General features: G+C 48.3%; 26 protein-coding genes and 2 pseudogenes. 15 read left to right on the top strand and 13 right to left on the bottom strand.

The features are described from left to right. Positions 1 to 89 precede the first annotated feature (89 nt). Genes lysA through AC2T0J_RS04085 form a run of 4 tightly spaced genes read right to left on the bottom strand, consistent with a single transcriptional unit; the run spans position 90 to position 3127 of the window. Entirely contained in the window at positions 90 to 1340 is a 1251-nt protein-coding gene (lysA, locus tag AC2T0J_RS04100) for a diaminopimelate decarboxylase (protein ID WP_489808902.1), read from the bottom strand. Further along, positions 1340 to 1492: an LPS translocon maturation chaperone LptM gene (lptM, locus tag AC2T0J_RS04095; protein ID WP_489808901.1), complete on the bottom strand. Its 153-nt coding sequence runs from the start codon at positions 1490 to 1492 to the stop codon at positions 1340 to 1342. Before lptM ends, lysA begins: the two co-directional genes overlap by 1 nt. A gap of 47 nt (positions 1493 to 1539) precedes the next feature. Beyond that, the gene (locus AC2T0J_RS04090) at positions 1540 to 2607 is read right to left on the bottom strand and encodes an MJ1255/VC2487 family glycosyltransferase (RefSeq protein ID WP_489808900.1); all 1068 of its coding nucleotides are present in this window, start codon (positions 2605 to 2607) and stop codon (positions 1540 to 1542) included. 1 nt (position 2608) lies between these two features. Next, positions 2609 to 3127: a phosphatase PAP2 family protein gene (locus AC2T0J_RS04085; RefSeq protein WP_489808899.1), complete on the bottom strand. Its 519-nt coding sequence runs from the start codon at positions 3125 to 3127 to the stop codon at positions 2609 to 2611. A 218-nt stretch (positions 3128 to 3345) separates the two neighbouring features. On the opposite strand from AC2T0J_RS04085, the gene rraA reads away from it, so the two are divergent. Both rraA and AC2T0J_RS04075 read left to right on the top strand, forming a co-directional pair. Then, a complete protein-coding gene (rraA, locus tag AC2T0J_RS04080; RefSeq protein ID WP_105934634.1) occupies positions 3346 to 3831 on the top strand; it encodes a ribonuclease E activity regulator RraA in 486 nt (161 codons plus the stop codon). Between the two features lie 327 nt (positions 3832 to 4158). Next, positions 4159 to 5589, top strand: a complete 1431-nt coding sequence (locus AC2T0J_RS04075) for a hypothetical protein (protein ID WP_489808898.1) — start codon at positions 4159 to 4161, stop codon at positions 5587 to 5589. Positions 5590 to 5806: 217 nt separating this feature from the next. Here AC2T0J_RS04075 and AC2T0J_RS04070 read toward each other — a convergent pair. Continuing rightward, positions 5807 to 6566, bottom strand: a pseudogene (locus AC2T0J_RS04070) (IS5 family transposase). Here AC2T0J_RS04070 and AC2T0J_RS04065 point away from each other — a divergent pair. Genes AC2T0J_RS04065 through AC2T0J_RS04055 form a run of 3 tightly spaced genes read left to right on the top strand, consistent with a single transcriptional unit; the run spans position 6565 to position 8727 of the window. Further along, positions 6565 to 6720 (top strand): hypothetical protein, encoded by a 156-nt coding sequence (locus AC2T0J_RS04065; protein ID WP_489808897.1) that lies wholly within the window; start codon positions 6565 to 6567, stop codon positions 6718 to 6720. The pseudogene AC2T0J_RS04070 and the gene AC2T0J_RS04065 sit on opposite strands and share 2 nt — an antisense overlap. Beyond that, positions 6707 to 8338: a S41 family peptidase gene (locus tag AC2T0J_RS04060; protein WP_489808896.1), complete on the top strand. Its 1632-nt coding sequence runs from the start codon at positions 6707 to 6709 to the stop codon at positions 8336 to 8338. Before AC2T0J_RS04065 ends, AC2T0J_RS04060 begins: the two co-directional genes overlap by 14 nt. Next, entirely contained in the window at positions 8338 to 8727 is a 390-nt protein-coding gene (locus AC2T0J_RS04055; RefSeq protein ID WP_489808895.1) for a hypothetical protein, read from the top strand. Before AC2T0J_RS04060 ends, AC2T0J_RS04055 begins: the two co-directional genes overlap by 1 nt. 49 nt (positions 8728 to 8776) lie before the next feature. Here the strand turns inward: AC2T0J_RS04055 and AC2T0J_RS04050 are convergent, their stop codons facing one another. Genes AC2T0J_RS04050 through mpl form a run of 3 tightly spaced genes read right to left on the bottom strand, consistent with a single transcriptional unit; the run spans position 8777 to position 11581 of the window. Continuing rightward, a complete protein-coding gene (locus tag AC2T0J_RS04050) occupies positions 8777 to 9574 on the bottom strand; it encodes a S1/P1 nuclease (protein WP_489808894.1) in 798 nt (265 codons plus the stop codon). A 34-nt stretch (positions 9575 to 9608) separates the two neighbouring features. Then, positions 9609 to 10220, bottom strand: coding sequence for a flavin prenyltransferase UbiX (locus AC2T0J_RS04045; RefSeq protein WP_489808893.1), 612 nt, complete (start codon positions 10218 to 10220; stop codon positions 9609 to 9611). 8 nt (positions 10221 to 10228) lie between these two features. Next, the gene (mpl, locus tag AC2T0J_RS04040; protein WP_489808892.1) at positions 10229 to 11581 is read right to left on the bottom strand and encodes a UDP-N-acetylmuramate:L-alanyl-gamma-D-glutamyl-meso-diaminopimelate ligase; all 1353 of its coding nucleotides are present in this window, start codon (positions 11579 to 11581) and stop codon (positions 10229 to 10231) included. Positions 11582 to 11798: 217 nt separating this feature from the next. On the opposite strand from mpl, the gene AC2T0J_RS04035 reads away from it, so the two are divergent. The 5 genes from AC2T0J_RS04035 (at position 11799) to AC2T0J_RS04015 (ending at position 15870) form a co-directional block, all read left to right on the top strand. Further along, positions 11799 to 12767 (top strand): class 1 fructose-bisphosphatase, encoded by a 969-nt coding sequence (locus tag AC2T0J_RS04035; protein WP_279321399.1) that lies wholly within the window; start codon positions 11799 to 11801, stop codon positions 12765 to 12767. A gap of 116 nt (positions 12768 to 12883) precedes the next feature. Further along, positions 12884 to 13417, top strand: coding sequence for an inorganic diphosphatase (gene ppa / locus AC2T0J_RS04030; protein ID WP_489808891.1), 534 nt, complete (start codon positions 12884 to 12886; stop codon positions 13415 to 13417). 106 nt (positions 13418 to 13523) lie between these two features. Further along, entirely contained in the window at positions 13524 to 13961 is a 438-nt protein-coding gene (locus AC2T0J_RS04025; protein ID WP_489810429.1) for a DUF3299 domain-containing protein, read from the top strand. 79 nt (positions 13962 to 14040) lie between these two features. After that, complete coding sequence (locus AC2T0J_RS04020; RefSeq protein WP_489808890.1) at positions 14041 to 14427, top strand: VOC family protein; 387 nt, start codon at positions 14041 to 14043, stop codon at positions 14425 to 14427. Between the two features lie 105 nt (positions 14428 to 14532). After that, the gene (locus AC2T0J_RS04015; RefSeq protein WP_489808889.1) at positions 14533 to 15870 is read left to right on the top strand and encodes a serine hydrolase domain-containing protein; all 1338 of its coding nucleotides are present in this window, start codon (positions 14533 to 14535) and stop codon (positions 15868 to 15870) included. 75 nt (positions 15871 to 15945) lie between these two features. On the opposite strand, the gene AC2T0J_RS04010 is transcribed toward AC2T0J_RS04015, so the two are convergent. Together AC2T0J_RS04010 and AC2T0J_RS04005 are read right to left on the bottom strand one after the other, a co-directional pair. Next, entirely contained in the window at positions 15946 to 16563 is a 618-nt protein-coding gene (locus AC2T0J_RS04010; RefSeq protein WP_489808888.1) for a LysE family translocator, read from the bottom strand. A gap of 136 nt (positions 16564 to 16699) precedes the next feature. Then, positions 16700 to 18493, bottom strand: coding sequence for a hypothetical protein (locus AC2T0J_RS04005; RefSeq protein ID WP_489808887.1), 1794 nt, complete (start codon positions 18491 to 18493; stop codon positions 16700 to 16702). Between the two features lie 312 nt (positions 18494 to 18805). On the opposite strand from AC2T0J_RS04005, the gene AC2T0J_RS04000 reads away from it, so the two are divergent. Genes AC2T0J_RS04000 through AC2T0J_RS03985 form a run of 4 tightly spaced genes read left to right on the top strand, consistent with a single transcriptional unit; the run spans position 18806 to position 21795 of the window. After that, positions 18806 to 19303, top strand: a complete 498-nt coding sequence (locus AC2T0J_RS04000) for a TlpA disulfide reductase family protein (RefSeq protein WP_489808886.1) — start codon at positions 18806 to 18808, stop codon at positions 19301 to 19303. A gap of 9 nt (positions 19304 to 19312) precedes the next feature. Further along, positions 19313 to 19537, top strand: a complete 225-nt coding sequence (locus tag AC2T0J_RS03995; protein WP_489808885.1) for a DUF4266 domain-containing protein — start codon at positions 19313 to 19315, stop codon at positions 19535 to 19537. Further along, on the top strand, positions 19528 to 20841 hold the full coding sequence (locus AC2T0J_RS03990) for a DUF3570 domain-containing protein (protein WP_489808884.1): 1314 nt from the start codon (positions 19528 to 19530) through the stop codon (positions 20839 to 20841). The genes AC2T0J_RS03995 and AC2T0J_RS03990 overlap by 10 nt, the downstream gene beginning before the upstream one ends. Before the next feature lie 18 nt (positions 20842 to 20859). After that, on the top strand, positions 20860 to 21795 hold the full coding sequence (locus tag AC2T0J_RS03985; RefSeq protein ID WP_489808883.1) for an FAD:protein FMN transferase: 936 nt from the start codon (positions 20860 to 20862) through the stop codon (positions 21793 to 21795). Positions 21796 to 21851: 56 nt separating this feature from the next. Here AC2T0J_RS03985 and AC2T0J_RS03980 read toward each other — a convergent pair whose 3' ends face one another. Further along, on the bottom strand, positions 21852 to 22241 hold the full coding sequence (locus tag AC2T0J_RS03980) for a hypothetical protein (RefSeq protein ID WP_489808882.1): 390 nt from the start codon (positions 22239 to 22241) through the stop codon (positions 21852 to 21854). A gap of 516 nt (positions 22242 to 22757) precedes the next feature. Between AC2T0J_RS03980 and AC2T0J_RS03975 the strand changes: the two genes are divergently transcribed. Next, on the top strand, positions 22758 to 23030 hold the full coding sequence (locus AC2T0J_RS03975; protein WP_489808881.1) for a hypothetical protein: 273 nt from the start codon (positions 22758 to 22760) through the stop codon (positions 23028 to 23030). Here the strand turns inward: AC2T0J_RS03975 and AC2T0J_RS03970 are convergent. After that, positions 23020 to 23272, bottom strand: a pseudogene (locus AC2T0J_RS03970) (2OG-Fe(II) oxygenase); the annotation flags it as partial. The gene AC2T0J_RS03975 and the pseudogene AC2T0J_RS03970 overlap by 11 nt on opposite strands. 137 nt (positions 23273 to 23409) lie before the next feature. After that, positions 23410 to 23817 (bottom strand): acyl-CoA thioesterase, encoded by a 408-nt coding sequence (locus AC2T0J_RS03965; RefSeq protein WP_489808880.1) that lies wholly within the window; start codon positions 23815 to 23817, stop codon positions 23410 to 23412. Positions 23818 to 23820 lie beyond the last annotated feature (3 nt).

The raw sequence follows: 23820 nt of genomic DNA, 5'->3' as shown, positions 1-23820 counted from the left end.
GACAGAAAAGGTGATGCAGTGTTCATCACAATAACCCAACTAACAACAACGGGGTTTAGCGCAACAGGACTTATAAGAATAGTGCTAGTTTACGTAACTTTATGCTCACCTTTCCAGAGATCTTTTAGATTTTCTCTTTCTCTGACCACATGAACATTGCTTTTATCTACCAGCAACTCAGCCGGGCGGCAGCGTGTATTATAGTTCGAAGCCATTACAAAACCGTAAGCACCAGCGCTACGTACTGCCAGCAGGTCGCCCGGGGCAATTGCCAGTTCGCGGTCTTTACCAATGAAATCACCGGTTTCGCAAATCGGGCCAACCACATCGTAAACATGAGGTGTATGGGTTGGATTTTCATCTACCGGAATAATCGACATCCAGGCTGAGTAAAGAGAAGGACGAATGAGATCATTCATGGCAGCATCCACAATCGCGAAGCTCTTTTCCTCGCCCTCCTTCACAAACTCTACTTTGGTGAGCATGATACCGGCGTTTGCTGCAATAGCGCGTCCAGGCTCCATAATCAGAGTTAAGTGTTCGCGACCGGCCATTTTCGCCGCAATCGCTTGGGCGTACTCTTTCGGGTGCGGCGGTGTTTCATCCTTATAGGTAACACCCAAACCGCCGCCTACGTCGAGATGGCTGATTTCAATGCCCTTGGCCGACAGCTCATCTACCAGTTCCAGTAAGCGCTCCAGTGCATCCACAAAAGGACCGGTTTCGGTAAGCTGAGAACCAATATGACAGTCCATGCCCACTACATTGAGATGCTCCAGGCTGGCCGCCAGGGTGTATACCTCTACCGCTCGCTCGCGGGCGATACCAAACTTATTGGCTTTTAAGCCAGTGGAAATATATGGATGGGTTTTGGCATCGACATCGGGGTTAATACGTAGCGATATAGGCGCTTTTTTGCCCAGCTTTGCCGCTACCTCGTTGATCCGCTCGAGTTCTGGCTCTGATTCCACGTTAAAGCAGTGAATACCTTGTTGCAGTGCAAATTCGATTTCTTCCGGTGTTTTACCCACGCCCGAGAACACGACTTTGCTCATGTCGCCACCCGCTTCGATAACGCGGGCCAGTTCGCCGCCTGAAACGATATCGAAACCAGATCCCAGTTTGGCCAGTACGCTCAGCACGCCAATATTAGAATTTGCTTTTACCGCGTAGCAAATCAGGTGGGGGTGGTCGCCCAACGCATCGTTAAAGGCGTGCCAGTGACGCTCAAGGGTGGCACGTGAATACACGTATAACGGGGTGCCGTATTGGGCGGCCAGCGCCTTTACGTCAATGTCTTCAGCGTGCAGCGATTGGTTTTTGTAACTGAAGTAGTCCACTAGCGAGAATCTCCGGAAGCATCAGGAGTCGAGTTGTCAGCAGGTTCATTATCACTGGCCGGCGGTTGCTCCGGTAAATATAAGGCGCCGCGGTATCCACAGGCCGAAATACTCAGTAACAACACCAGTAATAATGCAACACGTTTTGCCACGCACTCACTCCGCAAATAAAAAGAGCGGATATCATCGCAGAGGGAGATTAAAATGCAAGTGACATCAAACGTTCACGGGTCTTTGGACCAAAATTTACCTGTTTCCACAGCGCTTCGCACAGTGGTTTAGTATTGTGCCAATTACCTGCCACAATCCAGTCAAGCATAGGGGTTGGATCGTCAGGGAACTGCAAGCCTTCACTGGCTGGTTCCAGCAACCACTCTTCAACGGTATCCGTGTCCAGTTGATACAGTGGCTGGCAAAGGCCCAACGACATCAGGGTTTTCAGATTGGAGAGCTGTTCAAACTGGCCGTTCAGCGGTTTCACCAGCAGTTTCTTTTTCAGTTGCAATGATTCACTGGCCAGTTCAAAGCCACCATTGCTGATCACCCCCGAACAGTGTTGCAGGGCATGGCTGAAGCCAGGCTTGGAAGGCGGGTGCCACTCAATATGTCCTTGCGTGTGTTGCTGCTTCACTTTGGGATGAAAGCATACAAACTGCTGTTCGGTGAGCGGCTCAAGCAGCAACTGAATATCGTCGAGTTCTTCAAAGGGCAGATAGACCAGCGTGTGGCTGTTAGCCGGGTACGGCACCGGTTTATCGGTAATAAAAGGGGGCACAATAGGTTTTTCAAAGTGAAACCAGTGCACGCCTAATTGGATGTCTGTGGGCGCAAAGCCGCGCATAATGAGCTTGTCAGTGAAGTGTTCACTGGCGCGTGGGATATCGTGACTAAAGGCGGCCTGGTGACTTATCGATATAGAGGTTAATCCCTGGCGGCGGGCTGCCCAGGCGGTGACGGGTTCAAAGTCATTCAGCAACAGATCATAGCCTGCTACATCGAGTTGCCGTATATCTCGATACAATTGCAGCGGCCTGGCGCTTTTTAGCGTTTCCCATTGGCTGACCTTGCCTTTATGGGTTACAAAAGTCAGCCCATTAAAGGTGAGGTATTCACCAAAGCACTCCATATCAAAATACTCATCTGCTGCTCTGCCTGAGAAAATAAAATCCACTTCGATATCAGTACGTTCAGCCATGGCTGATGCCATAATGCGAGCACGGGCAATATGACCGTTGCCGGTAGCTTGTACGCCATAAAGTATTTTCATGTTAAACCAGAATAGTCAGACTCAGTTGGGCAATGGTGAGGCCCAGCAAGGCGCCAGCAATCACATCAGTAGGGTAGTGCACGCCCAGCAATATGCGGGACAAACCAATCAGACTTGCCCAGGTAAAGGCGAGTAGTGAGAATGAAGGGTAGTAAAACGCGATGATAGTTGCCATTAAACAGGCGGCAGCGGTGTGCCCGGACGGCAAGCTGAATTTGTCGGACGGCGTTACGTGGGCTGTCAGGTTAGCCAGAAAATCACACGGGCGTGGGCGTTTGAAGGCCTTTTTCAAGATCACATAAATTGGCAGTTCGAGACCGTAGGCCATTAGTGCGGTATAGAGAAAAATCTCACCATGCTCAGGCTCGAAGCACATTAACAAAAGACCAATAACAAAATACAGGTAGCCATCACCGGTACGCGACAACCAGACAATAACCCGACAATCGCGGTGTTTGGTCAGATCGTACAACCAGTGAAAGATTGCAGTATCGTATTTGGTTATATTTTTCAGGCCCATCCAACGCGGCTCCTTTTCATCAACGCTATCAGGTTAAAAAGTGTTCGTGAAACACAAGTGACAGTTTTGCTAAAGGTTTATGACAGTGACTGGCAATGGCGGGAGGGTAGAGCGAAATCAAACTTTTTGTGAGTAAAATCAATTTCTGCGCTAGGCGTTATCACTGTTAGAGTGCTATGCTAAAACCCGAAAACCTAGCTTACCAACAGGGTATAAACATGGACTATAACACTTCTGAGTTATGTGATTTATTCGCCGATAACGTGGATGTGGTCGATCCCATTTTCACCAGTTATGGCGGTCGGTATTCCTTTGGTGGAGAAATAACCACCGTGAAGTGTTTTGAAGACAGGGAATTAATCGACCGGGTACTGACTGAACCGGGCGATGGCAAAGTATTATTGATCGATGGTGGTGGCTCGCTGCGCCGCGCGTTGTTTGATGCTGAATCGGCGCAACTGGCAGTTGAAAATAACTGGGAAGGTGTAGTGTGCTACGGCTGTGTTCGCGAAGTCGACAGCCTGTCTGATTTTGATCTGGGCATACTGGCCGTCAATTCTATTCCGGTAAATGCCGATAGCCAGGGCACTGGTGATATTGATGTGCCGGTTAATTTTGGTGGGGTAACCTTTCTGCCGGAAGACCATCTATATGCCGACAGCACTGGCGTAATTCTCTCTCCTGAGCCGCTCGATATTGATTAAGCCGGTGGCGTAGCCACCGCTTTCTTTGTTACTGCTCTACAATTTTTCTTCACGTTCGGTGTGAAATACGCCACCATGTTGAGCTGAAAAGACACAACGTTTCGTGTGAATTCAGCTTTCATCAGCCCGCCTGTTTCAGGCAAAAATCTTCACTTTTAGTATACTGTTGGTATCAATATAAATACCTAAATTCCGTTTATCTTGCGATAACATACGGTTTACGGACGATGTCTTTGATGCTGTACAGGGAGCCGTAAATGACTAATGGTGGTCTTAACGCGCCATTACCGCCATGTTGAAAGCAAAAACACTATAATAAGGTTTACAGTGAGTAAGTTTGAACATCCCGACAATAACTATACTCTGCAAGTTAAGCAGCTTATCGAAGAGGTTTACCCAAAGGATGATCGGCTGGGGTCGGTTTACGGCGATGCCAGACAATACTTTGCTGAGGCCAGTGCACAGCAATCAGCCGTAGCGGAAATACAGAAACAACTTACCCGTGCAGAAAAGTTGAAAAAAGGTCAGGCAAAAGCCGAGCTTTTACGCAAGCAGATGAAAGACGTATCAGCGTCGCACGAGGATGGGCGCCATCAGCGGATCGAGCGACTGCATTCGGTGGCCAGTCAGTTGATTAGCCTGTGCGAAGGTGAGAATTTTGAAGATACGCAGATGTTAAGCTCCAAATTTCTCGGTACCCTGATGCTTATCACCCGCGGACCTGAACGAAATTTTGCAGGCCTGCATCAACGCTTAAAGCCACTATATAAGGCCGTACTGGCCTTGCGGCTGGTGGATAAGGTGCTGGATATGGATGTGCAGAACAACCGCTATCTGTATCATGTAAAAGATTCGGTATTACGCTTTAAGGGCGGCCGTGAACATCATCAAAAGTGGCAGGAAGAAGTAGCGATCCCTATTATCAGCTGCGCCTTGTTGCAGGATATTGGCTTACAGTCATCCGAAGCGCTGTCTATTTTACATGGCGAGGATAACAAGCTTGATGAGTTTCGCGTACTGGATGAGCCTACCCGTAAGCAGTTACTCAAAATTAATTTTACCCAAACCCTGGAATACCTCAAAAATGGTTTGGGGTTGCCGCGATATATCGGTAACGACAAAGCTGAGCGGGATCGTTTTGTGCAGCGCCATACAGCGCTCAACGGGTTTATGCAGACGCTGCTCAAAGACACCTACCTGTCGAAAAACGGGGTTGGCGAGCTGATAAAAATACCACAAATCTATACGTCCATTGTGTTATCAACCAAACCGGATTTTTCAAAGAAAAACCTGCCAAAAGGCTATGTGTTTATTGAACAGCTGGCCAAAAAGGGGGCAATTAATGCCGAGTTAGCTAAGGCGTTTGTGCAGATTGTGGGGTATTTCCCCCTTGGTTTTGGCGTCACTTATATTCCACGCAATGAAAAGGGTATTGACCGGGAACAATATGAATGTGCGATTGTAACCCGTTTGAACCCAGCCCATCCAGCCGAGCCGGTAGGGCGCCCGGTAACCAGAAACCTGTCCTATATCAGCTCGGGTAGTGATGAAGTGATTAAAAAGTCGAGCAATCTGTTTTTTCCGGCGAATCGCAAAAAATTAATGCGGATCGGCCGGGAACGCCTCATGGAAATTATGAGTCAGCTATCCGGTAACTTCTCGCCGGAAGCTGTTGACGATCTGATCCCTGCTTTCTGGGAACCGGCAGATTATTTTTCGTTTAAGAAAAATCAAAACCTTTGGAATAAAGTGCGCTAGGTCGGTTAGTCGGCGGCCTATTATCTTTAACCTGATGGCCAGCTACGGTCGGCCATCCCCCCGTTATTTTCCTAACATATCTTCTGTTAGTACTCGCTAGGTGCTGCTGGTTTCCTGTGGAATCTCATGGAAGTTGATAGATGATTGTACTGAATCATAAGAGGTTTTTCGTTTTAACTAGAGAATCTAGAGTGTGTTGATTTTTTCTGTACATGTTTCAGTCAGCATACATCGGTAACCACAGCATAGTAAAAGCCAGAGATACCATCGAATAGTAGTTTCTGGCCAATTTGTCATATCCCGTAGCGATTGCCCGATACTTTTTTAGTTTTAAAAACGCATTCTCAACCAGGTGGCGATATTTGTATAACCACCAGTCCATATGGGTATTACCGCGCTTCTTATTGATTTTCCTCGGAATATTAGACGCCATGTCAGCGGCCTCTATCGAGCCTCTTAACATGTCACTATCGCAACCCTTATCCGCCACAACAACCTCTGACGAAGGAGAGTTCATCACTAAGGATTCTGCGACACTAACGTCGTGGGCTTGGCCACCCGATAATTTAAAGTAAACCGGTAATCAGCCACTATCGACCGCAAGATATATTTTGGTTGAGTTTCCACCGCGGTTTTTCCCGATGGACTCATCGATGTCACTGGCAGCCCCTGCGTCATGCTGATGAGCCTTAACGATACTGTCATCAAAACAACCATTGAGTATCACTCGCTTGGCTCAGTGCCTTAAACATCTCGGCTAGCACGCCCTTTTTAGACCATAGATTGAACCGCCTAAATATGGCACTCCAATCACCGAATTCCCTGGGCAAATCACGTCACAGAATGCCTGTTCGCATACGATATAGAATCCCTTCAAACGTCATTCTGTGCTCGGCTTTTGAATAGACCCGACCACTTAAATACATCAATTGGCATAGCTTGTCCCATTGGACATCTGATAACATAGATCTCGGCATGTTGATTTCGGTATGGATTGTTTTTGGCGAAATGAATAATATCAGTCTTCATGCCGTTTGTTTTTTATACCGCAAAGAGCAACACGCTCTAGTTAAAGAAAACAGCACGACAGAAAATAACAAAGGCCAGGGAGGCAGCAATGCGCTTATCTAAACTAGCGGCAGTCATCGTCGCAACAATCTCTATTTCAGGGTTATCCGCATGTGGCGGTGGCTCCAGTTCTTCGGCCCCGGCGGCCACGCCAACACCTACACCTACAGGACCATCCTGGCAACCGGGCGTTTATGCGGCAGCATCTTCGCTGATCGCGAGATGCGAGTCGCCACGAACCGGTATTGACCCTTTCACCGGGCAACAGTACCCGGATGAGGCGGGCAGCAGTCTGGAGGAAAAGCTTTGGCTTCGTAGCTGGACGAATGAGACCTATCTCTGGTACGACGAAGTTGATGATAACAATCCGGCCAATTATTCGGTGCAGGCGTATTTTGGGCAGCTAAAAACTACTGCGACCACGCCAAGCGGTGCGCCAAAAGACAATTTCCATTTTTACCAACCTACCGATGAATACAATGAGCTGACTCAAAGTGGTGTTGCATCCGGCTATGGATTCGACTGGGAATTTGTGCGAAATACCTCGCCAAGAGCATTCATAGTCAGATTTACTGAGCCCGGATCACCTGCTGATTTAGCTGGCATCCCGAGGGGCGCTTCAGTAAAACGGGTTAATGGCATCGATTTTGTTAACACCAACAATGGTACTGATATCGAAGCGCTAAATGAAGCCCTTTTCCCCGTTGATAATGGTACTACCACTAGTTTTGTGTTTGAACTTGTTAATGGTGATGAACTGGCGGTGGATGTGACGTCATCCGACGTACAGGTATCTCCGGTGCAGAATGTTCAGGTGCTGGATATGCCAGCAGGCAGAACGGGGTATTTTCAGTTCAATACCTTTATCCGAACAGCCCAGTATGATCTGATTGACACTTTTGATAGGTTCATAAATGAAAACGTTACCGAACTGGTCATCGACCTGCGTTATAATGGTGGTGGTCTGTTGGCTCTGGCATCTCAGTTGTCTTATATGGTGGCAGGTCCGGCGCAGACCAACAATGCTTTTTTCGAGACTCTGCAATTCAATGATAAATCACCAAACATTGATCCTGTAACTGGCAATGTCATTCGGCCTACGCCCTTTTACAGCAATGAAATAGATTATAATGCCAGCCGTTTACTCAGTGAGGTTTTACCCAGCTTATCATTAACCCGGGTATTCGTATTGACCACCGGTGCGTCCTGCTCGGCGAGTGAATCGGTTATGAATGCATTGCGTGGGATCGACGTAGAAGTTGTCCAGATAGGTTCTACGACCTGTGGCAAGCCTTATGGCTTTTATCCGACCGACAATTGCGGTACAACCTATTTCACCATTCAGTTTCAGGGCGTAAATAACAAAGGTTTTGGCGATTATGCCGACGGCTTTATACCTACCGAGACGCCAAATTATGGCTATGAAGTGCCGGGTTGTGCAGTAGAAGATGATTTTAGCCGCCCGTTGGGCGATCCTGCTGAAGGAATGCTTTCCGCGGCTCTGGAATATGCAGAAACCGGGGCCTGCCCTGAGCCAGTGAGTCCTGCACCGGTTTCACCGGATTCGCTTGACCGACAGAGTTCAGAGTCGTCACTGGCTATTGAAAATCCATTCGTTCTCAAAGAGCGTTTAATCCTGCAAAACAAAATCAATGAGCCCATTCTGACGGAGCAAGAATAATGCAAAAGCTAAAGCTAACCTGGCTTTTGACAAGTGTGTCACTGGTTGTTGCCAGTGGCTGTGCGCAAACCAGTGATAACGAGCTTTATCCCGCCACGGTAGGTGCGCTGACTCATCAGCAGAAAGTGCAGATAGAGAAGGTAATCAGTGCATGGTTTGGTGGTACCAAAGTTACTCTGGCTGACAATGTGTTCTCGAGTTCTTCCTCTGTGACTATTGAGCGAAGAGAGCACTTGGACAGGCAGGGTAGACCTGTTGAAGGTCGTCATAACAACCAGGCCTATTGGTTCACCTTATATAAAAAAGGAACGAAGTGTCTGCTGAGTAATGATGGAACCGGTAAAATGGTTGAGATTAATAACCTTGAGTGTGTCGCTACAGGACATTAATAAGACGCTCAGATATATCCTATGGGATGGATTCTGAGCGTCCTTACGTTTATTTAGCAAATATTTCGTTGAGATAATGCGCTATGCGAATGCCAGCCTGCTGCAGGCGACGTTTGGTGGTGGGCATATGATCATAAAGATAACCATAGCCCATGTGATTGGCATCTTCGGGGTAAATGGTGTCACGGATTTTAGTGCTCTCGGTGATCCACTCTGCCGGATCCGTTGAGTGCCAGGCTTCTATGTCTTGTGCTGTGATCTTTTTGTCGAGCCAGTCAGTCCACTCGGTATAAGACAGCTCTTTCTGACGAATCATTTGCGAATCCCACACGCGGTGAAGGTTAGAATCCTGCCAGAAGAACCGTACCTTAATATCGTTACCACCACGATCGGTACCGTTGCCGGCATGAAGCGGTTGGTGAAGGTCGCCAATGATATGCACGATAAAGCGCAGGGCCAGTTGTTTATCTGCTTTGGAAGCTTTGCTGTCTTCCAGCGTAGCGCTAAATTGGGTTAAAGCGGTGACGGCGTCACCTTCTTCCGGCACCGTTACGTCGTGATAGTGTTTGTCTTTAGGCACTGTTACGTAATGCCAGGGGGTAGCGGTTTTCTGCCAGAATTCAGCAGGGTTCGACTTCATATCATCCGGGTAGGTTGCCGCTTCTGCCAGTGATTCCAGCGGTAACAGTGCTTCAATTTGCTGTTTGGCTTCAGCGGAAAGGTGACGTTCAGCAATAGCGCCGGTGACACGGTGGCCGGTTTGGCCCCAGCCAAAAGCTGGCAGGCTTAATACTGATGAAGCTAAGAGAAGCAGTGCAACAGGGGCGTTTCTCGCGCGTGTTATCATTTTAATTTTCCTTTGCAAATTGAAATCCGTCGGATTACTGGTTCTGATAGCCCCAGCGCGCCATCAACGACTGGTCTACCCCTAAATGGTCGAGTATACGCGCCACGACAAAATCGACTAAATCACTGATCTGTTGGGGCTGATGGTAAAAGCCGGGTGAGGCGGGCATGATAGTAGCGCCCATTTGTGACAGTTTGAGCATATTTTCCAGATGAATGCTCGACAATGGCATTTCCCGGGTTACCAGAATCAGTTGCCCTCTTTCTTTGAGTACCACATCGGCAGCACGCTCAATCAGGTTGTCACAAGCGCCGATGGCGATGGAAGACAAAGTACCAGTGGAGCAGGGGCACACGACCATTTGTTTAGGCGCCGCAGAGCCGGAAGCAACGGGTGAAAACCACTCTTCTTTACCACAAACCCGGATCTGCCCGGGATGAGCGTTAAAGCGTTCAGTAAAAAAAGTGCTGGCTGCTTCTGGCTGGGTCGGGATCTTCAGGTCTTCTTCGGTGGCAAAAACCACTTTTGCGGCGGAAGATATCAGTACAAATACGTCATACTGGGCCACAACCAGTTGCTCCAGTAAGCGAAGTGCATAGGGCGCACCTGATGCGCCGGTGATTGCCAGGGTGATGGTTTTTTTCATGCTAACTCTCAGGCTTTACCCGCTAATACATCCAATAGCTTGTTATGGATCCCACCAAAACCGCCATTACTCATGATTAATACATGATCGCCGGGCTGCAGCATAGTCGTTAACTGATGAACAATAGCATCTACGCTACGAAATACCTGCGTTGGCGTTTGACTGTGCTTGGCCAGTTGCGCCATTGACCAGCCGAGATTATCCGGCTCAAACAGTAATATCTCGTCTGCTTCCTGCCAGGAGTCGACCAGTACATCCTTATGAATACCCATTTTCATGGTGTTGGAACGGGGTTCCAGTACACCTATGATACGGGCATCGCCAACTTTCTTGCGCAGGCCGTCGAGGGTGGTTTTAATGGCGGTAGGATGATGCGCAAAGTCGTCGTAAACGGTAATGTCTTTCACGCAGCCGCGAACTTCCATGCGGCGCTTAACATTCACAAATTCGCTTAATGCGGCAATGGCGTCTGGTAGTGTCACTCCGGCATGGTGCGCCGCTGCGATGGCCATCAGGGCGTTGTCGACGTTGTGCTGACCGAGAAGCTCCCAGGTTACTGTGCCGACCTGTTCCTCCTGATTGAACACTTTAAAGGCTGAGCCATCGGGGTTAATGAGCTCGGCATGCCAGTGGCGGCCAAGATATTGCTGCTCGCTCCAACAGCCTTTGTCGAGTACGGTGGCGAGGTTGTCATCACTGTCGGGCGAAAGGACCAGGCCGGTGGCAGGCACAGTTCGCACCAAATGGTGAAATTGCGTTTGAATAGCGGCTAAATCGGCGAAGATGTCTGCATGATCGAACTCCAGGTTGTTCATCACCAGAGTCCGTGGGCGGTAATGAACAAACTTCGAGCGCTTATCAAAGAACGCGCTGTCGTATTCATCGGCCTCAATCACAAAGAACGGGCTTTTCCCCACTCGGGCGGAGATACCGAAGTTTTGTGGAATGCCACCAATTAAAAAGCCCGGCTCAAGCCCGGCGTATTCCAATATCCAGGCCACCATAGAAGACGTGGTGGTTTTACCGTGGGTACCGGCAACGCCTATAACCCAGCGGTCGGTTAATAAATTATCCAGCAACCATTGGGGGCCACTGGTATAAGGCAGGTTGCGGTCGAGCACGTATTCTACCGCCGGGTTGCCACGTGACATAGCGTTGCCAATGATCACCATATCCGGTAGTGGTTCGAACTGGGCCGGATCATAGCCTTCGGTAAGGGTAATCCCGAGCGCCTCAAGCTGGGTGCTCATTGGCGGATAAACATTGCGGTCTGAGCCAGTGACAGTGTGTCCCAGCGATTTGGCAATTGCAGCGATACCGCCCATAAAACTGCCACAAATTCCCAAAATGTGTACGTGCATTAACTTTCCTGCGCTAATTTCATATCCGAACACTTTACCAGATGCGCACGGTGATGCCTAAACATCTGATTTCCTTTCAGCGGTGAGTCAGTTTACAATCTAACCAGAGCATCATGCTCGAGGTTCAATTGCTGCCACGCGGCAACGGAGAGAACCAGCATTATCGACCCGTATAGTGCAACAATACCCTACATAGAAAAAAAGGCTTACATAAACCATGAAAAGACTTAATTCACAAATGCAACAAGATGGTGCTCCGCTCGAACTTATTTTGCTGATCCGTACGCTGTTGGCGGGCTGTAAAGAGATTTCGTTTCGGGTGAGTCAGGGCGCTTTGGCGGGCGTTTTGGGTTCAACTCTGAGTGAAAACGTTCAGGGCGAAACGCAAAAGAAACTGGATGTGATTTCAAATCAAATTCTTAAGGATATCCTTAAGGAGTCGGGTTATGTAAAAGCGATTTCCTCTGAAGAGGAAGATGACGTGGTGCCCTGTCATCCCGATGGTAAATACCTGGTCAGCTTTGATCCGCTGGATGGTTCTTCAAATACCGAAATTAACAGCCTGATCGGCACTATCTTCTCCATTGCTCATGCACCGCAGTGGATGGAGCCGGATGATCCTTCGGCCTTTTTACAGCCTGGTACGCAAATGGTTGCAGCTGGTTATGTGCTGTATGGTCCGTCTACGATGCTGGCTATGACCACCGGGAAAGGCACACATATTTATACGCTGGATAAAACCCATGGTGGTTTCCTGCTAACCCATCCGAATATTCAGGTGCCGGAACAAACCGCTGAGTTTTCCATTAATGCGTCTAACCAGCGTCATTGGGAACCGCCCATTCAAAACTACGTGGCAGACCTGCTGGCCGGAACGGAAGGCCCTCGCGAGAAAAACTACAACATGCGCTGGGTAGCCGCCATGGTTGGTGACATCCACCGCCTGTTATGCCGCGGTGGTATTTTTATGTACCCGTACGATAAACGTGATCCGGGTAAGCCAGGAAAACTGCGTCTGCTATATGAAGCGAACCCCATGGCATTTTTGATGGAGCAGGCCGGTGGTCTGGCTTCAACCGGTGAGGGGCGCATCATGGAAGTGATGCCGGAAGAAATTCACCAGCGTGTACCGGTAATCATCGGTTCAAAAGACGAAGTAGAGGCTTGCCTGAGCTATTACGACTAATTGGTTAGGTAAAATAAATCCTAAGTATGCCCGATACATCGGGCAACAGGTTTTTATTTTCATCTGTTAGCCTTATACTTGACGCAATCTAACTATTAACGAAAGGACAAACCTGTATGAGCTTAAACGCCGTACCTGCAGGCAAAAAACTGCCTGATGAAGTGAACGTAATTATCGAAATTCCAGCCCACGCTGATCCGGTGAAGTACGAAGTCGACAAAGACACTGGTGCTATTTTCGTAGACCGCTTCATGGCGACCTGCATGCACTACCCAACCAATTACGGCTATGTAAACAACACGCTGTCTGAAGACGGTGACCCGGTAGATGTGCTGGTTATCACACCTTTCCCTCTGCTGGCAGGTTCAGTGATTAAATGTCGTCCTGTGGGCGTATTAAACATGACCGATGAATCAGGCAAAGACGCAAAAGTGTTGGCTGTGCCAATCGACAAGCTGTCTACCCTGTATCGCAAAGTGTTTGAAACCTCAGATGTTGAGCCTTTACTGCTGAAGCAAATCGAACATTTCTTTGAGCACTATAAAGACTTAGAAGAAGGCAAGTGGGTTAAGATTGACGGTTGGGGTGATGCCGCCGCCGCTAAAGCTGAAATCGTATCAAGTGTTGAGCGTTACGAAGCTGAAAAATAAGCATTATGCTGATAGATTAAAGGCTCGATTCGTCGGGCCTTTTTTATTTGGAGATCCTATGTTGCAATTGATACAACAACGGGCAGTGCCGCTGCTTTGGTGCCTGATGCTACTTGCTGGTGGGGTAAACGCCAGCGAGGTTAAAGAAGTGTACTGGGAAGATCTGGTACCGCCGGACTTCAATGAACTGGCGCCTCAACAGGCTACCGATCACAACAATAAGATGGCCCAGTTGCAGCCTGATGCACCGGTAGTGGATATTTACAATGGTAAACGGGTTAAAGTGCCGGGGTTTATTGTCCCTCTAGAAGGTACTGCAGAGCTGACAACCGAATTTTTGCTGGTGCCGTTTTTTGGTGCCTGCATTCATGTGCCGCCACCACCTTCCAACCAGATTGTACATGTTAAAATGAAAGAAGGCGTGCCGGTGGAAAATCTCTATGATGCGGTTTGGGTTGAGGGTATTTTCTCGACCACCCGTTACAGCAGTGATCTGGCTGCTGCCGGCTACAGCATGCAGGGCGAGGTGGTTCATCCCTATTGAGGAACAGCCCCCAAACCATTCTAGAATTGTACAAAATACGTGCTAATGTAAAAGTCTTAGTCCTTCAGGTTAGTACAGTATGAAAAATCCCATTACGTGGTTCGAAATTTATGTTGATGACATGGCCCGGGCCTCGGCATTTTATAGTTCGGTCTTTGCCATCGAATTTGCCGATTTATTGGAGTCCACGGAGCCAGCTAATAGCTCGCTGCAAATGAAGGCCTTCCCGTCTGACATGGAAAGCCATGGGGCTTCAGGGGCGCTCGTTTGTGTTGAAGACATGCCGGCGGGTCAGAACAGCGTATTGGTGTATTTTTCCTGCGAAGACTGTGCGGTAGAAGAGTCACGTGTAGCGTCTGCAGGCGGCACAGTAGTGCGGCCGAAAATTTCGATTGGTGATTATGGTTTTATTACGCTGGCAAAAGACACCGAAGGGAATATGTTTGGCTTACATTCGCTAAAGTAACTACCCTGGTCCATGGCAGGCTCCCCCTGGTTTGGTCGACATTGTGATAGGCTTTCAGTAGTCTCTGTCTGGTTTGGATATGCATACTCCACAGCAAGGGATCGCATGAAACAACTACTTTGCCTGTTTTTAATTGTTATTTCGTTTGGTACAGAGGCGCAATCATTCGATAAAGCAAAGCTCGATGAATTTGTGCAGTTACTTGATGATCATCAAAAAACTATGATGTCGGTGGCAATTATCGATAAAGGTCAGCCTGTTTATCAGCGTTCGATCGGTTTTACCGACGTAAAAGCAGGCACAAAGCCTAACTCAGAAACGCAGTATCGCATTGGTTCAATCACCAAGGTTTATACAGCCACCATGATTTTTCAACTTATCGAAGAAGGTAAGTTGTCGCTCGATACGCCGCTGGCTGCGTTTTATCCCAAGGTAAAGTATGCCAGTGATATCACCATATCGATGCTGTTAAGCCACCGCAGTGGCATTCATAACTTCACCGCTTTACCAGAATATCCAAGCCTGATGACGAAAAAGATGTCGAAAGCAGACATGCTTATGATTATTGAGCACATGGATAGCGATTTTACTCCTGGTAGCAAGGCACAGTACTCAAACAGTGGGTATTTGCTACTCGGTTATATTCTGGAAGACGTCACCGGCGATACCTTTGCCAATCAACTGCAAAAACGAATTACCGATAAACTTGGTTTGAGTCGTACTGCTTATGGTCGCGAAATTACGCCTGAGCAAAATCAGGCAAGGTCATATCAGTTTCAAAGTGGCACATGGTACCCGGCATCAGAAACTGATATGAGTGTACCGCATGGGGCTGGCGCCATTATTTCAACCCCAACTGAGGTAGCGCTGTTTCTGACCCGGTTATTTGAAGGAAAGCTGCTGTCAGCAGCGTCGCTGGCAAAAATGACAGAGATTAATGAAGGTTTTGGCCGTGGCATCTTTCAGTTTCCTTTCAATGGCAAGCAGGCCTATGGCCATACTGGCGGTATCGACGGATTTAGTTCGCAAGGCGTTTATTTTGATCGTGATGATGTGGCAGTGGTGATCACTTCCAATGGAACAAATTTTAAGGTTAATGATATAAGTATTGGCGTATTAAGTATTTACTTCGGAATGCCTTACGAACTGCCTGATTTTAGCAAACAGGCGATTACGCTTTCTGCCAAACAACTGCGCCATTATCAGGGCGTTTTTACCTCTGATGAGATTACGCTTAGCATTACTCTTAGCATTGACGGTAACCAACTTACCGCTCAGGCAACCGGACAACGGGCTCTGCCGTTAACCCCCTTTTCAGATTCAGAATTTCGCTTTGAGCCTGCTGGCATCATCATAACCTTTGAGCAGAATGACGGTGGGGTCGATTATCAGTCATTTACACTCAATCAGGGCGGGCGCAACTTAACGTTTGTTAAAGACTGACGACGTTAACTCAGTTATTTACTGATGAATGATCGCAACAATATCCGGCTGATTGCCGGTGTATTTTAGCTGTGGTTAGCCAACTGCCAGCCACAGCCCAACGCCAGCCATTAACGTACCAGCTATACGGTTCATGATGCGCACGTTGCCGCTTTGCATCAGTACTGTGCGTAAGGTTCTGCCACCAGAGGCATACATCAGTAAACAGCCAAACTCCAGAGTAAGAATGATGGCAATCAGACTGGCTAATTGTCCCGCCATCGGCTGACTGGCATCAAGAAAGGGCGGTAGTAATGCCACAAAAAAAGCCCAGCCCTTGGGGTTGGCTATGGCGGTAATAAAGCCCTGGCTGATAAGCTGTGTTCTGTTCACCCACTGGTCGCTGCTCTCCTGGCGTAATGCCATTCTGCCTTTGGAAAGCCACAGTTGTAGGCCTAAATAAAGCAGGTACAGTCCGCCAGCGTATTTAAACAGGGTAAATATGTCCGGATAGTTTAACAGCAGCGCCGCTACGCCCACCGCAGACAGGGTCGCTACCAGGCCAACGCCAGTTAGTTCACCCAGCATCATCCATAATGCGCGTTTCACGCCAATACTCATGCCCAGTGTCATGGCCAGGGTCATACACATCCCCGGTGTTACAGACACAAAGAAAAAAGTCGGTACAAAGACAGACAGCAAGGCCCAGCTCATGAAAGATTATCCGGATAAGTAAAACGAGGCAGGAAATTGCCAGAAAAGTCATTGGCTGGCAACCCTTCAGTTAGGGCGATTAGAATCTGATAAACGGGTAATGCACCGAATAAGTCAGACGCATTACCCACAGTGCTTATTTCTCGCCGGCTGCTTCGGCCTGAGTTGCCTTGGCGTTTTCTTCGGCTTCCTGCTGCTGTTTTAACTCATCGATAAAGGTTTCGTATTGCGCCTGCATTTGCGCAATATCACGGTCAATATCGGTTTGCCAGGTGTTGCCAAAGTCATTGGTACTGACGATTTGTCCCTGATCGCACAGAAAATACAGTGTATTGCCGGATGTTAACTGAGGCAGTAAGGAATGGCAGTTGTCCTTTGCCACACCATGTAGCTGCCAGCTACTGCTATCATCAGCGTTACTCAATGCTGTGGTAGCAATGCGGATCTGGCTTTTTTCGCCGCTGGACTTGCGGTTACGACTAAGTGTGATGACTTCATTGTCGTCGGTCAGTACCGGTAAACTGACATCGGCTTTGAGATCGCCAAATAAACTCAGATTACGGTTAATAGTTTGCCAGTTCAGACCATCATCCAGGCTGATGAGTTGTGAGCCAACACCATCCCACTGGCTTACCTCAACGGCCACTAATGCGCCATTGGCCAGTTGTACCATATTACGCAGTGACGTGCTTTTATCCGTCGACCAGGTATTGTCAGCAGGATTATAGTCGTGACGCTTGTTATCGTTGAAAATACGCAGTGTGCCTTGCTTAGTGATAGCTGCAAACAGACCGCCATTTTGAATCAACCAGTCGTTGGGATCCTTTTTGATGTAACTACCAATTTTCTGCCAGCTATCGTTTAACTGATTAAACCGGTATACCTGATATTGTTTGGCAGAACTGGTGAGGGCATAGTGACTGTCTGCTGTCTTGTCCATCCAGACAATGGCCTCATCGGCCCCTACGGGGTTAGTGATCTGCCATTGCTGCCAATCGGACGAAATAAATAACTGCCCCAACTCGCCGCCAACGGCCACTTTTCCGTCTATTTCAAGCGCTGCATACAACTGTGAATTGGTTGGCAGGTTATAGGTTGTCCAGGTATCGTCATGCTGTATTGCCAGACGACCGAATTTAGCTGCCAGCGCGCGCTGCTGAGTGGTTGGTAATACGATGGGGCTGGCTGCCAGGGCGTTTTCGGTAGCCAGTACACTGAGTTTCTCGCGGAGTGGATCCAGCTCGTCGGTTTTCCAACTCAGGCTTGGTTTACCAGTAAGTTGTTGCTGTATTTGCGGATATTGTGGCAGTACGATATTGCCTAAATCTGACTCTTCAAATACCCGCGTAACAAAAGCTCTGGATGAAGTGGAAGTGCTCCAGAAAGAGCTTTCCTTAATACTGAGCAATGGCTGAAACAACACAGACCCGAGGTCGGTGAGTGTGGTCTCGCTCACTGCAAATTCACCGGCGGCAGAAAATACCGGCATGGAAATCCAGGAAGTCATATCGCCGCCATTATAAAAACTGTACAGGTTTGAAATCATATATTCGCCTGGCGGCATGCTGCCAATAAACAGTTGGCTGTCTACCGTTCCCTGGTATACCGGCGTTAATTCATAAACCTCTGGATCCCAGTCGACTTTTTCTTCGTCGATGGTTTTACCTTTCTTTTCTGCTTTTTGTTTTGCTTCAGCAATAGCGGCGGCTTTAATCGCGTCCATATTGTCGGTTCTTACTACTATCACCGCTGTCCAGCCCTTATGTAACGGGGCGAGCCGTTCGGCATTGTTGATAACCTGTAAGGCAACAACGCCATTATTGGCTGGTAATGGTTGATTCTTGGCGATGGTGGTAGAGCGAATCTCATAGCTGGCACAACCACTTAAAGTGGTAACCAGCAATGCGGCAACAAACAAAAATCTACGCATGATTTTATCCTGTTAATATTACTATTCCCTGGGTCATTCGGACCCATTGCCTGAGCCCGACAGCATATTAGCTCAAGCCAATGAGTATGAAGCTGTCCTCTTAGCGTCATCGAACTGAGTAATGGCAAGAATATACGGCAAAATCACCGGGAAAAGCGAGTGAATCCGCAATCCTGGCAGAAAATGACGTTAAGGACGGGCCGGAATTTGGTGAAAGACACACTGCGCAGGGGCATTTTTCGGTTTCCTTAAGCTTTCCTTAAGGTTTGATTTTTACACTGCTCATCAGTTAATTGAACACAGGGTTTTAAGATGGGTCGTATTCGAGCCTTGGCAGGCGCCGTTAGCTTAAGTCTGGGCTTAATGCTGGCCAGCGCCAACCTGGCCGTAGCAGCACAACCAGCCCCGGAGCTGGTGTTAAGCATGGCTTCTAAGCAAGTAAATTTATCGGATTATAAAGGTCAGGTTGTCTATCTGGATTTCTGGGCAAGCTGGTGCAAGCCCTGTCAGCGCTCGTTCCCGTGGATGAACGATATGCAGGCTAAATATGGCGAGCAAGGCTTTACCGTTATTGCTATCAACCTTGATAGCGAGCGCAAACTGGCCAATACGTTCCTCGATAAACTTCCGGCGCATTTTCCGGTTGCCTTCGATCCTGATGGCAATTCAGCACAAACCTATAAATTAAAAGGCATGCCTACCAGTTATCTGATTGATAAAGCGGGCAATCTACGTATTGCTCATCAGGGCTTTCACGTTGAGAAGCAAGCCCGATACGAACAGGAAATTAAGGGCCTGTTGGCCGAATAGGAGTTCAGCATGAAACGAAAACTAGCAGCTATTTTAGCCATGGTGGCTGTCGCTCAGCTCAGCGGCTGTGCGTCCTTAGGTGTACAACCCTGGGAGCGTGATTTACTGGCCAAGGATGAAATGGCACTGGGCGCTGAAGGCGTTGATTTAGGCCTTGATGATCATATCTATTTTAGTAAGGAAGCCACCAGTGGCGGCCGTTCATTTGCCGGAGGCGGCTGCGGATGCAACTAACAAATAAAGGCACGGTAGCGACAGCACTGGCAGGTGCTGCCTGCGCGTTATTGGGAACTCCTGCGGCTCAGGCCGAGGAGGAGATGCTTAAAGACTGGACATTTGATACCGCTATTTTGTACTACGGCGAAACCGACCGGGTGAGTCTGGCTGAAGGCGTTATCAACGCCACCAAAACCAACGACGATGATAGTATCTTTAACGTTAAACTGGTTATCGATACGCTGACCGGTGCATCGGCTAACGGGGCTGTCGCTCAGCCTTATGCCCAGACATTCTCCCGCCCCTCAGGTAAAGATGGTTACGTAGTGAACGCCGGTGAAACGCCGCTGGATGATACATTCCGCGATACCCGCGTGCAGGTTTCCAGTTCGTGGATGCAGCCTTTTGCCGATACCTGGCGGGCTACCGGTGCGGTAAACGTGTCCCGTGAGTATGACTATATGTCGCTGGGACTGAGTGGCTTACTGGAAAAAGATTTATTTATGCGCAATACCACGCTTTCGGCTGGCTTGTCGTTCCAGTTTGATTCCATCGATCCGGTAGGTGGAACGCCTGATGCATTAACCAGTATGTTGGTCCCGACCTACATCGGCGATGATAATGATGAAGGCGAGTTCGAATGGGATGATGACTACGAAGAAGGTGAAAACAAAACCGGCTCGGAAAGTAAAACGACGACTGACCTCATCCTGGGTGTTACTCAGGTCATTAACCGCCGTATGCTGATGCAGTTTAACTATGGGTTAAGTGTGGTCGACGGCTACATGACTGATCCCTACAAACTGCTAAGTGTGGTAGATGGTGCCGGTATGACGCAGGATGTCATTTATGAAGGCCGCCCGGATTCGCGCACCAAGCACAGCTTTTTCTGGCAAACCAAATATGCCCTCGATAGTGGTGTTGTGGATGTGTCGTATCGTTTTGCTACTGATGACTGGGAAATCGATTCTCACACCATCGATTCTCGTTTCCGGTTTAATTTAGGCGATAATAACTACATTCAGCCCCACTTGCGGTACTACCAGCAGAGCGCGGCGGAATTTTATCGTCCGTTCCTGAACCAGAACGATCCGATGCCTATGTATGCCAGTGCTGATTATCGTGTAGGCGAAATGACGGCGTATACCGTTGGGCTCAAGTACGGACATAAAATGGAAAACGGTCACGAGTGGGCTGTGCGGGCAGAATATTATCAGCAGGATCCGAAAAATGCCGGTTTCGATGAACCGGGCGTGCTAGCTGATTTAGACCTTTACCCCAGTGTGAAAGCCGTTATATTACAGTTTAACTACCATTTTTAAGGTAAGCAGACTGTTTTAATGGCCACTAATCAAGCCGATACCACCAGAACCGGGGAGCATTCCGATCTGGCGGTATCCATTCAACCACAAGACGGCTTTATGCTTGGCACCTTTGATGCCATGGCCAGTCCTTGTGAAATTCTTATTGAAACCGCCGATAATCAACTGGCCCGGCATATTACCCAACTGGCTTATAATGAAGCGAAACGGATCGAATACAAGTACAGCCGTTACCGTGCCGACAGTGTGATTAGCGCCATCAATAGTAGTCACGGGAAGCCGATAGCTATTGATGATGAAACCTACCGATTATTAAGTTTTGCCAATACCTGTTATCAGCTCAGCGAGGGCATGTTTGATATTACTTCGGGGGTACTGGGTAAAGTCTGGCGCTTTGACGGATCCAACCGTTTGCCATCTGAATCTTATATTGCTGCGCTGTTAACCCTGATTGGCTGGCAGCGGGTTGAGCTTACCGCCGATACCGTTACTGTGCCAGCGGGCATGCATCTTGATGTTGGCGGGATTGGTAAAGAGTATGCGGTGGATCGTGTAGCGGTGTTGCTGTCTGAGCAGGTGCCAGAGGTGTCGGTGGTCGTCAATTTTGGCGGCGATATTCAGGTAACACACCGGCGGATAAACGATCAGCCCTGGTATATAGGCATTGAAAACCCACTCAAGGGAGAACAGGGTGAAACCCTGGTTAAAATTTATCAGGGCGGGCTGGCAACCAGCGGCGATGCCCGTCGATATCTGTTGTATAAAGGCAAGCGTTACAGCCATATACTAAACCCTAACACCGGTTATCCGGTTGAGGAACCGCCCCGTTCGGTAACGGTTGCGGCAGGTTCTTGCACGCAGGCTGGGTTACTGGCAACCCTGGCAATGTTACAGGGAAAAGACGCTGAAGATTTTTTAGCCGCCCAGGGTCTAACGCATTGGGTGTACCGCTAAAAAGAAAGGAGCTTGTGGCTCCTTTCAGTGTCTTTGAATACTCTGACGGTGGTTAATCAGCGGGCAGAAGAGACATAAACAATAACCGGCTCGTCAGAACTGCTGGTTTGCGCCAGATCGTTTATCGTTACGGACGTTTTGGCTTTATTACCATAAGCACTGCGATTGTTGAGGTACACGAAGGTGTCCTCAGCGCGATATTTATGCGTGAATTTTGCTACCGACATATCGTTACAGGTAATACGGTTAATATTCTTTCGTACTGCATCGCCCATCCCCATCCGGAATAAACGCCCTTTCATTGCATCTAAGTCGTTGTTAACTGCGCTGACGCAAAATTTTGTTTCCGGGTTATTGTCGGCTGCGACAAACTGAAAATCCTGTGCCTTAAGCTGGCTGGATACAGATAGCGCGGCTATCACTCCAGCTAATTTGAAGTAGTTCATTAGTTACCTCCAATAGAAAAATATCCTGGTTCCGATAGGCACCTTCGCATCCTGAATTATTTTTACATCGATAGGCAAAGTTAATGCGTAAAGTGCTTACCCACACAGCTCCATCTGCGTCCATAGACTATAGTTGTAAAACAATTGTTAATAAAGTTTCTGGTGGCAAAATTCAGGCAACTCGTCTTAAAACCAGCTTAATTGTTGGTAATGTGCTCAAAAATAGCCGCATGCGGAGACGGTATGCCGCTGTAAACTGTTCCTATCGGCCAGTAAGGTTGGGGTTGCCGTCCTCAATGGAATTGAAAACCAGTGACAGAAATGGCGGATCTCTGATACGACAGACAAGCCTTCTGATTATAGGCTAATCAAAGCGCATTTCTTTTTGTCAGTCTCTGAGGTGTCTGACGGACGTTGTTATTGTCTTTGTGTTCTTCATTCTCGCACTTTTTGCTTTGCTCAAACGCAGGTCCACCACCTCAGTAGTTAATTGATGACTATTATAATATCGCGAATGTGAAGGTCCTGCTGCAGGAAGGGATAACCCAGTTTGGCGAGCAAAAGATGCCGGTTGGTGAAATCACACGGCTTGCTATTGAAGGTCGTGTCAGGCTAAAAAACTTACCCACACTCGTGGTGTATTTCTTTGCTCCGGACGTTGAAGAATGGGAAATTGCCCGCTTTACGGCAGCCTGGATTGATGAGACCAATAGTGTGCAGTCTGGTTCGGGAGGCTGTGAGAAAGCGGGTGGCCGGGTTGTGGTTGGTGTAAACCGTTTCAGTGACTAATGTGAGGTTGGCTATAAATGTGTTCTGCACGGTTGAACAATACCCTGGAGGTTAAAAAGTATTTATGATCACTCACCGGCACCTGGATACGATGGGTATGAGTAAAATAAGCCGGCGCTATGACCATCTGGCCTGCCCGTGGCTGAATGGATTTGTTACTGATAGTAAACGTCGGAACTGCTGCCTTCCCCGACGTCATTGAGGTAGAACATAAACAGTAAGATACGAATTAAGGGCTCATTTTGAACGCTTTTTATCGGTATCCATACCTCCGTCAGAGCAGTCAGTTTGTAAGTGCTTGCTACTACCATAACCCTCTATTTTTTATGGTGTGGTTCTGGCGATAAGGCGTTGTCGTCAACTTCAATAAAGTCGGTATTCACATTTCATCCTGCCCGGGCAGTAAGTGTTCCCTGAGGCCTGCCTTAATGCTCTCCGGGATTGGTTCGGACTTGCCGGCCTGATAATTAAAGTAAACCTGTGTCGAGGTACCGGAAGCGCAGCGTTTACCGTCCTGCCAGACTTCCTGATAGGTTTCGAATGAGCTGTTACCAATGCGTTTTACCCAGGTTTTTATCTGTACGGGGTTGCCGTAAAAAATCTGTGCATAAAAATCTACGTTGTAATTGGCCAGTATTAATGACCAGGTGGCTATGGATAAGTCGGGCATGACAATACGAAACAAAGGCGTGCGGGCTTCTTCAAACCAGACTACCAACACTGTATTGCCAACATGACCGGCGCCGTCGGTTTCGCTCAGGCGCGGGTTTAAGTCCATTTCAAACATGCT

Source organism: Alteromonas sp. ISO5 (genome assembly GCF_058105165.1).
The sequence above is the reverse complement of the archived record's forward strand: the minus strand, read 5'-3'. Positions and strand labels throughout refer to the sequence as shown.

Excerpts from the sequence above, each read along its gene's own strand:
- AC2T0J_RS03985 (WP_489808883.1), top strand. The coding sequence starts at position 20,860 with ATGGCCACTAATCAAGCCGATACCACCAGAACCGGGGAGCATTCCGAT.
- AC2T0J_RS03990 (WP_489808884.1), top strand. The coding sequence starts at position 19,528 with ATGCAACTAACAAATAAAGGCACGGTAGCGACAGCACTGGCAGGTGCT.
- AC2T0J_RS04020 (WP_489808890.1), top strand. The coding sequence starts at position 14,041 with ATGAAAAATCCCATTACGTGGTTCGAAATTTATGTTGATGACATGGCC.
- AC2T0J_RS04035 (WP_279321399.1), top strand. The coding sequence starts at position 11,799 with ATGAAAAGACTTAATTCACAAATGCAACAAGATGGTGCTCCGCTCGAA.
- AC2T0J_RS04065 (WP_489808897.1), top strand. The coding sequence starts at position 6,565 with ATGTTGATTTCGGTATGGATTGTTTTTGGCGAAATGAATAATATCAGT.
- AC2T0J_RS04000 (WP_489808886.1), top strand. The coding sequence starts at position 18,806 with ATGGGTCGTATTCGAGCCTTGGCAGGCGCCGTTAGCTTAAGTCTGGGC.
- AC2T0J_RS04045 (WP_489808893.1), bottom strand. The coding sequence starts at position 10,220 with ATGAAAAAAACCATCACCCTGGCAATCACCGGCGCATCAGGTGCGCCC.
- AC2T0J_RS03995 (WP_489808885.1), top strand. The coding sequence starts at position 19,313 with ATGAAACGAAAACTAGCAGCTATTTTAGCCATGGTGGCTGTCGCTCAG.
- AC2T0J_RS04085 (WP_489808899.1), bottom strand. The coding sequence starts at position 3,127 with ATGGGCCTGAAAAATATAACCAAATACGATACTGCAATCTTTCACTGG.
- AC2T0J_RS03980 (WP_489808882.1), bottom strand. The coding sequence starts at position 22,241 with ATGAACTACTTCAAATTAGCTGGAGTGATAGCCGCGCTATCTGTATCC.
- mpl (WP_489808892.1), bottom strand. The coding sequence starts at position 11,581 with ATGCACGTACACATTTTGGGAATTTGTGGCAGTTTTATGGGCGGTATC.
- AC2T0J_RS04015 (WP_489808889.1), top strand. The coding sequence starts at position 14,533 with ATGAAACAACTACTTTGCCTGTTTTTAATTGTTATTTCGTTTGGTACA.
- AC2T0J_RS04050 (WP_489808894.1), bottom strand. The coding sequence starts at position 9,574 with ATGATAACACGCGCGAGAAACGCCCCTGTTGCACTGCTTCTCTTAGCT.
- AC2T0J_RS03965 (WP_489808880.1), bottom strand. The coding sequence starts at position 23,817 with ATGTTTGAAATGGACTTAAACCCGCGCCTGAGCGAAACCGACGGCGCC.
- AC2T0J_RS04055 (WP_489808895.1), top strand. The coding sequence starts at position 8,338 with ATGCAAAAGCTAAAGCTAACCTGGCTTTTGACAAGTGTGTCACTGGTT.
- AC2T0J_RS04090 (WP_489808900.1), bottom strand. The coding sequence starts at position 2,607 with ATGAAAATACTTTATGGCGTACAAGCTACCGGCAACGGTCATATTGCC.
- AC2T0J_RS04025 (WP_489810429.1), top strand. The coding sequence starts at position 13,524 with ATGCTACTTGCTGGTGGGGTAAACGCCAGCGAGGTTAAAGAAGTGTAC.
- ppa (WP_489808891.1), top strand. The coding sequence starts at position 12,884 with ATGAGCTTAAACGCCGTACCTGCAGGCAAAAAACTGCCTGATGAAGTG.
- AC2T0J_RS04060 (WP_489808896.1), top strand. The coding sequence starts at position 6,707 with ATGCGCTTATCTAAACTAGCGGCAGTCATCGTCGCAACAATCTCTATT.
- AC2T0J_RS04005 (WP_489808887.1), bottom strand. The coding sequence starts at position 18,493 with ATGCGTAGATTTTTGTTTGTTGCCGCATTGCTGGTTACCACTTTAAGT.
- AC2T0J_RS04010 (WP_489808888.1), bottom strand. The coding sequence starts at position 16,563 with ATGAGCTGGGCCTTGCTGTCTGTCTTTGTACCGACTTTTTTCTTTGTG.
- rraA (WP_105934634.1), top strand. The coding sequence starts at position 3,346 with ATGGACTATAACACTTCTGAGTTATGTGATTTATTCGCCGATAACGTG.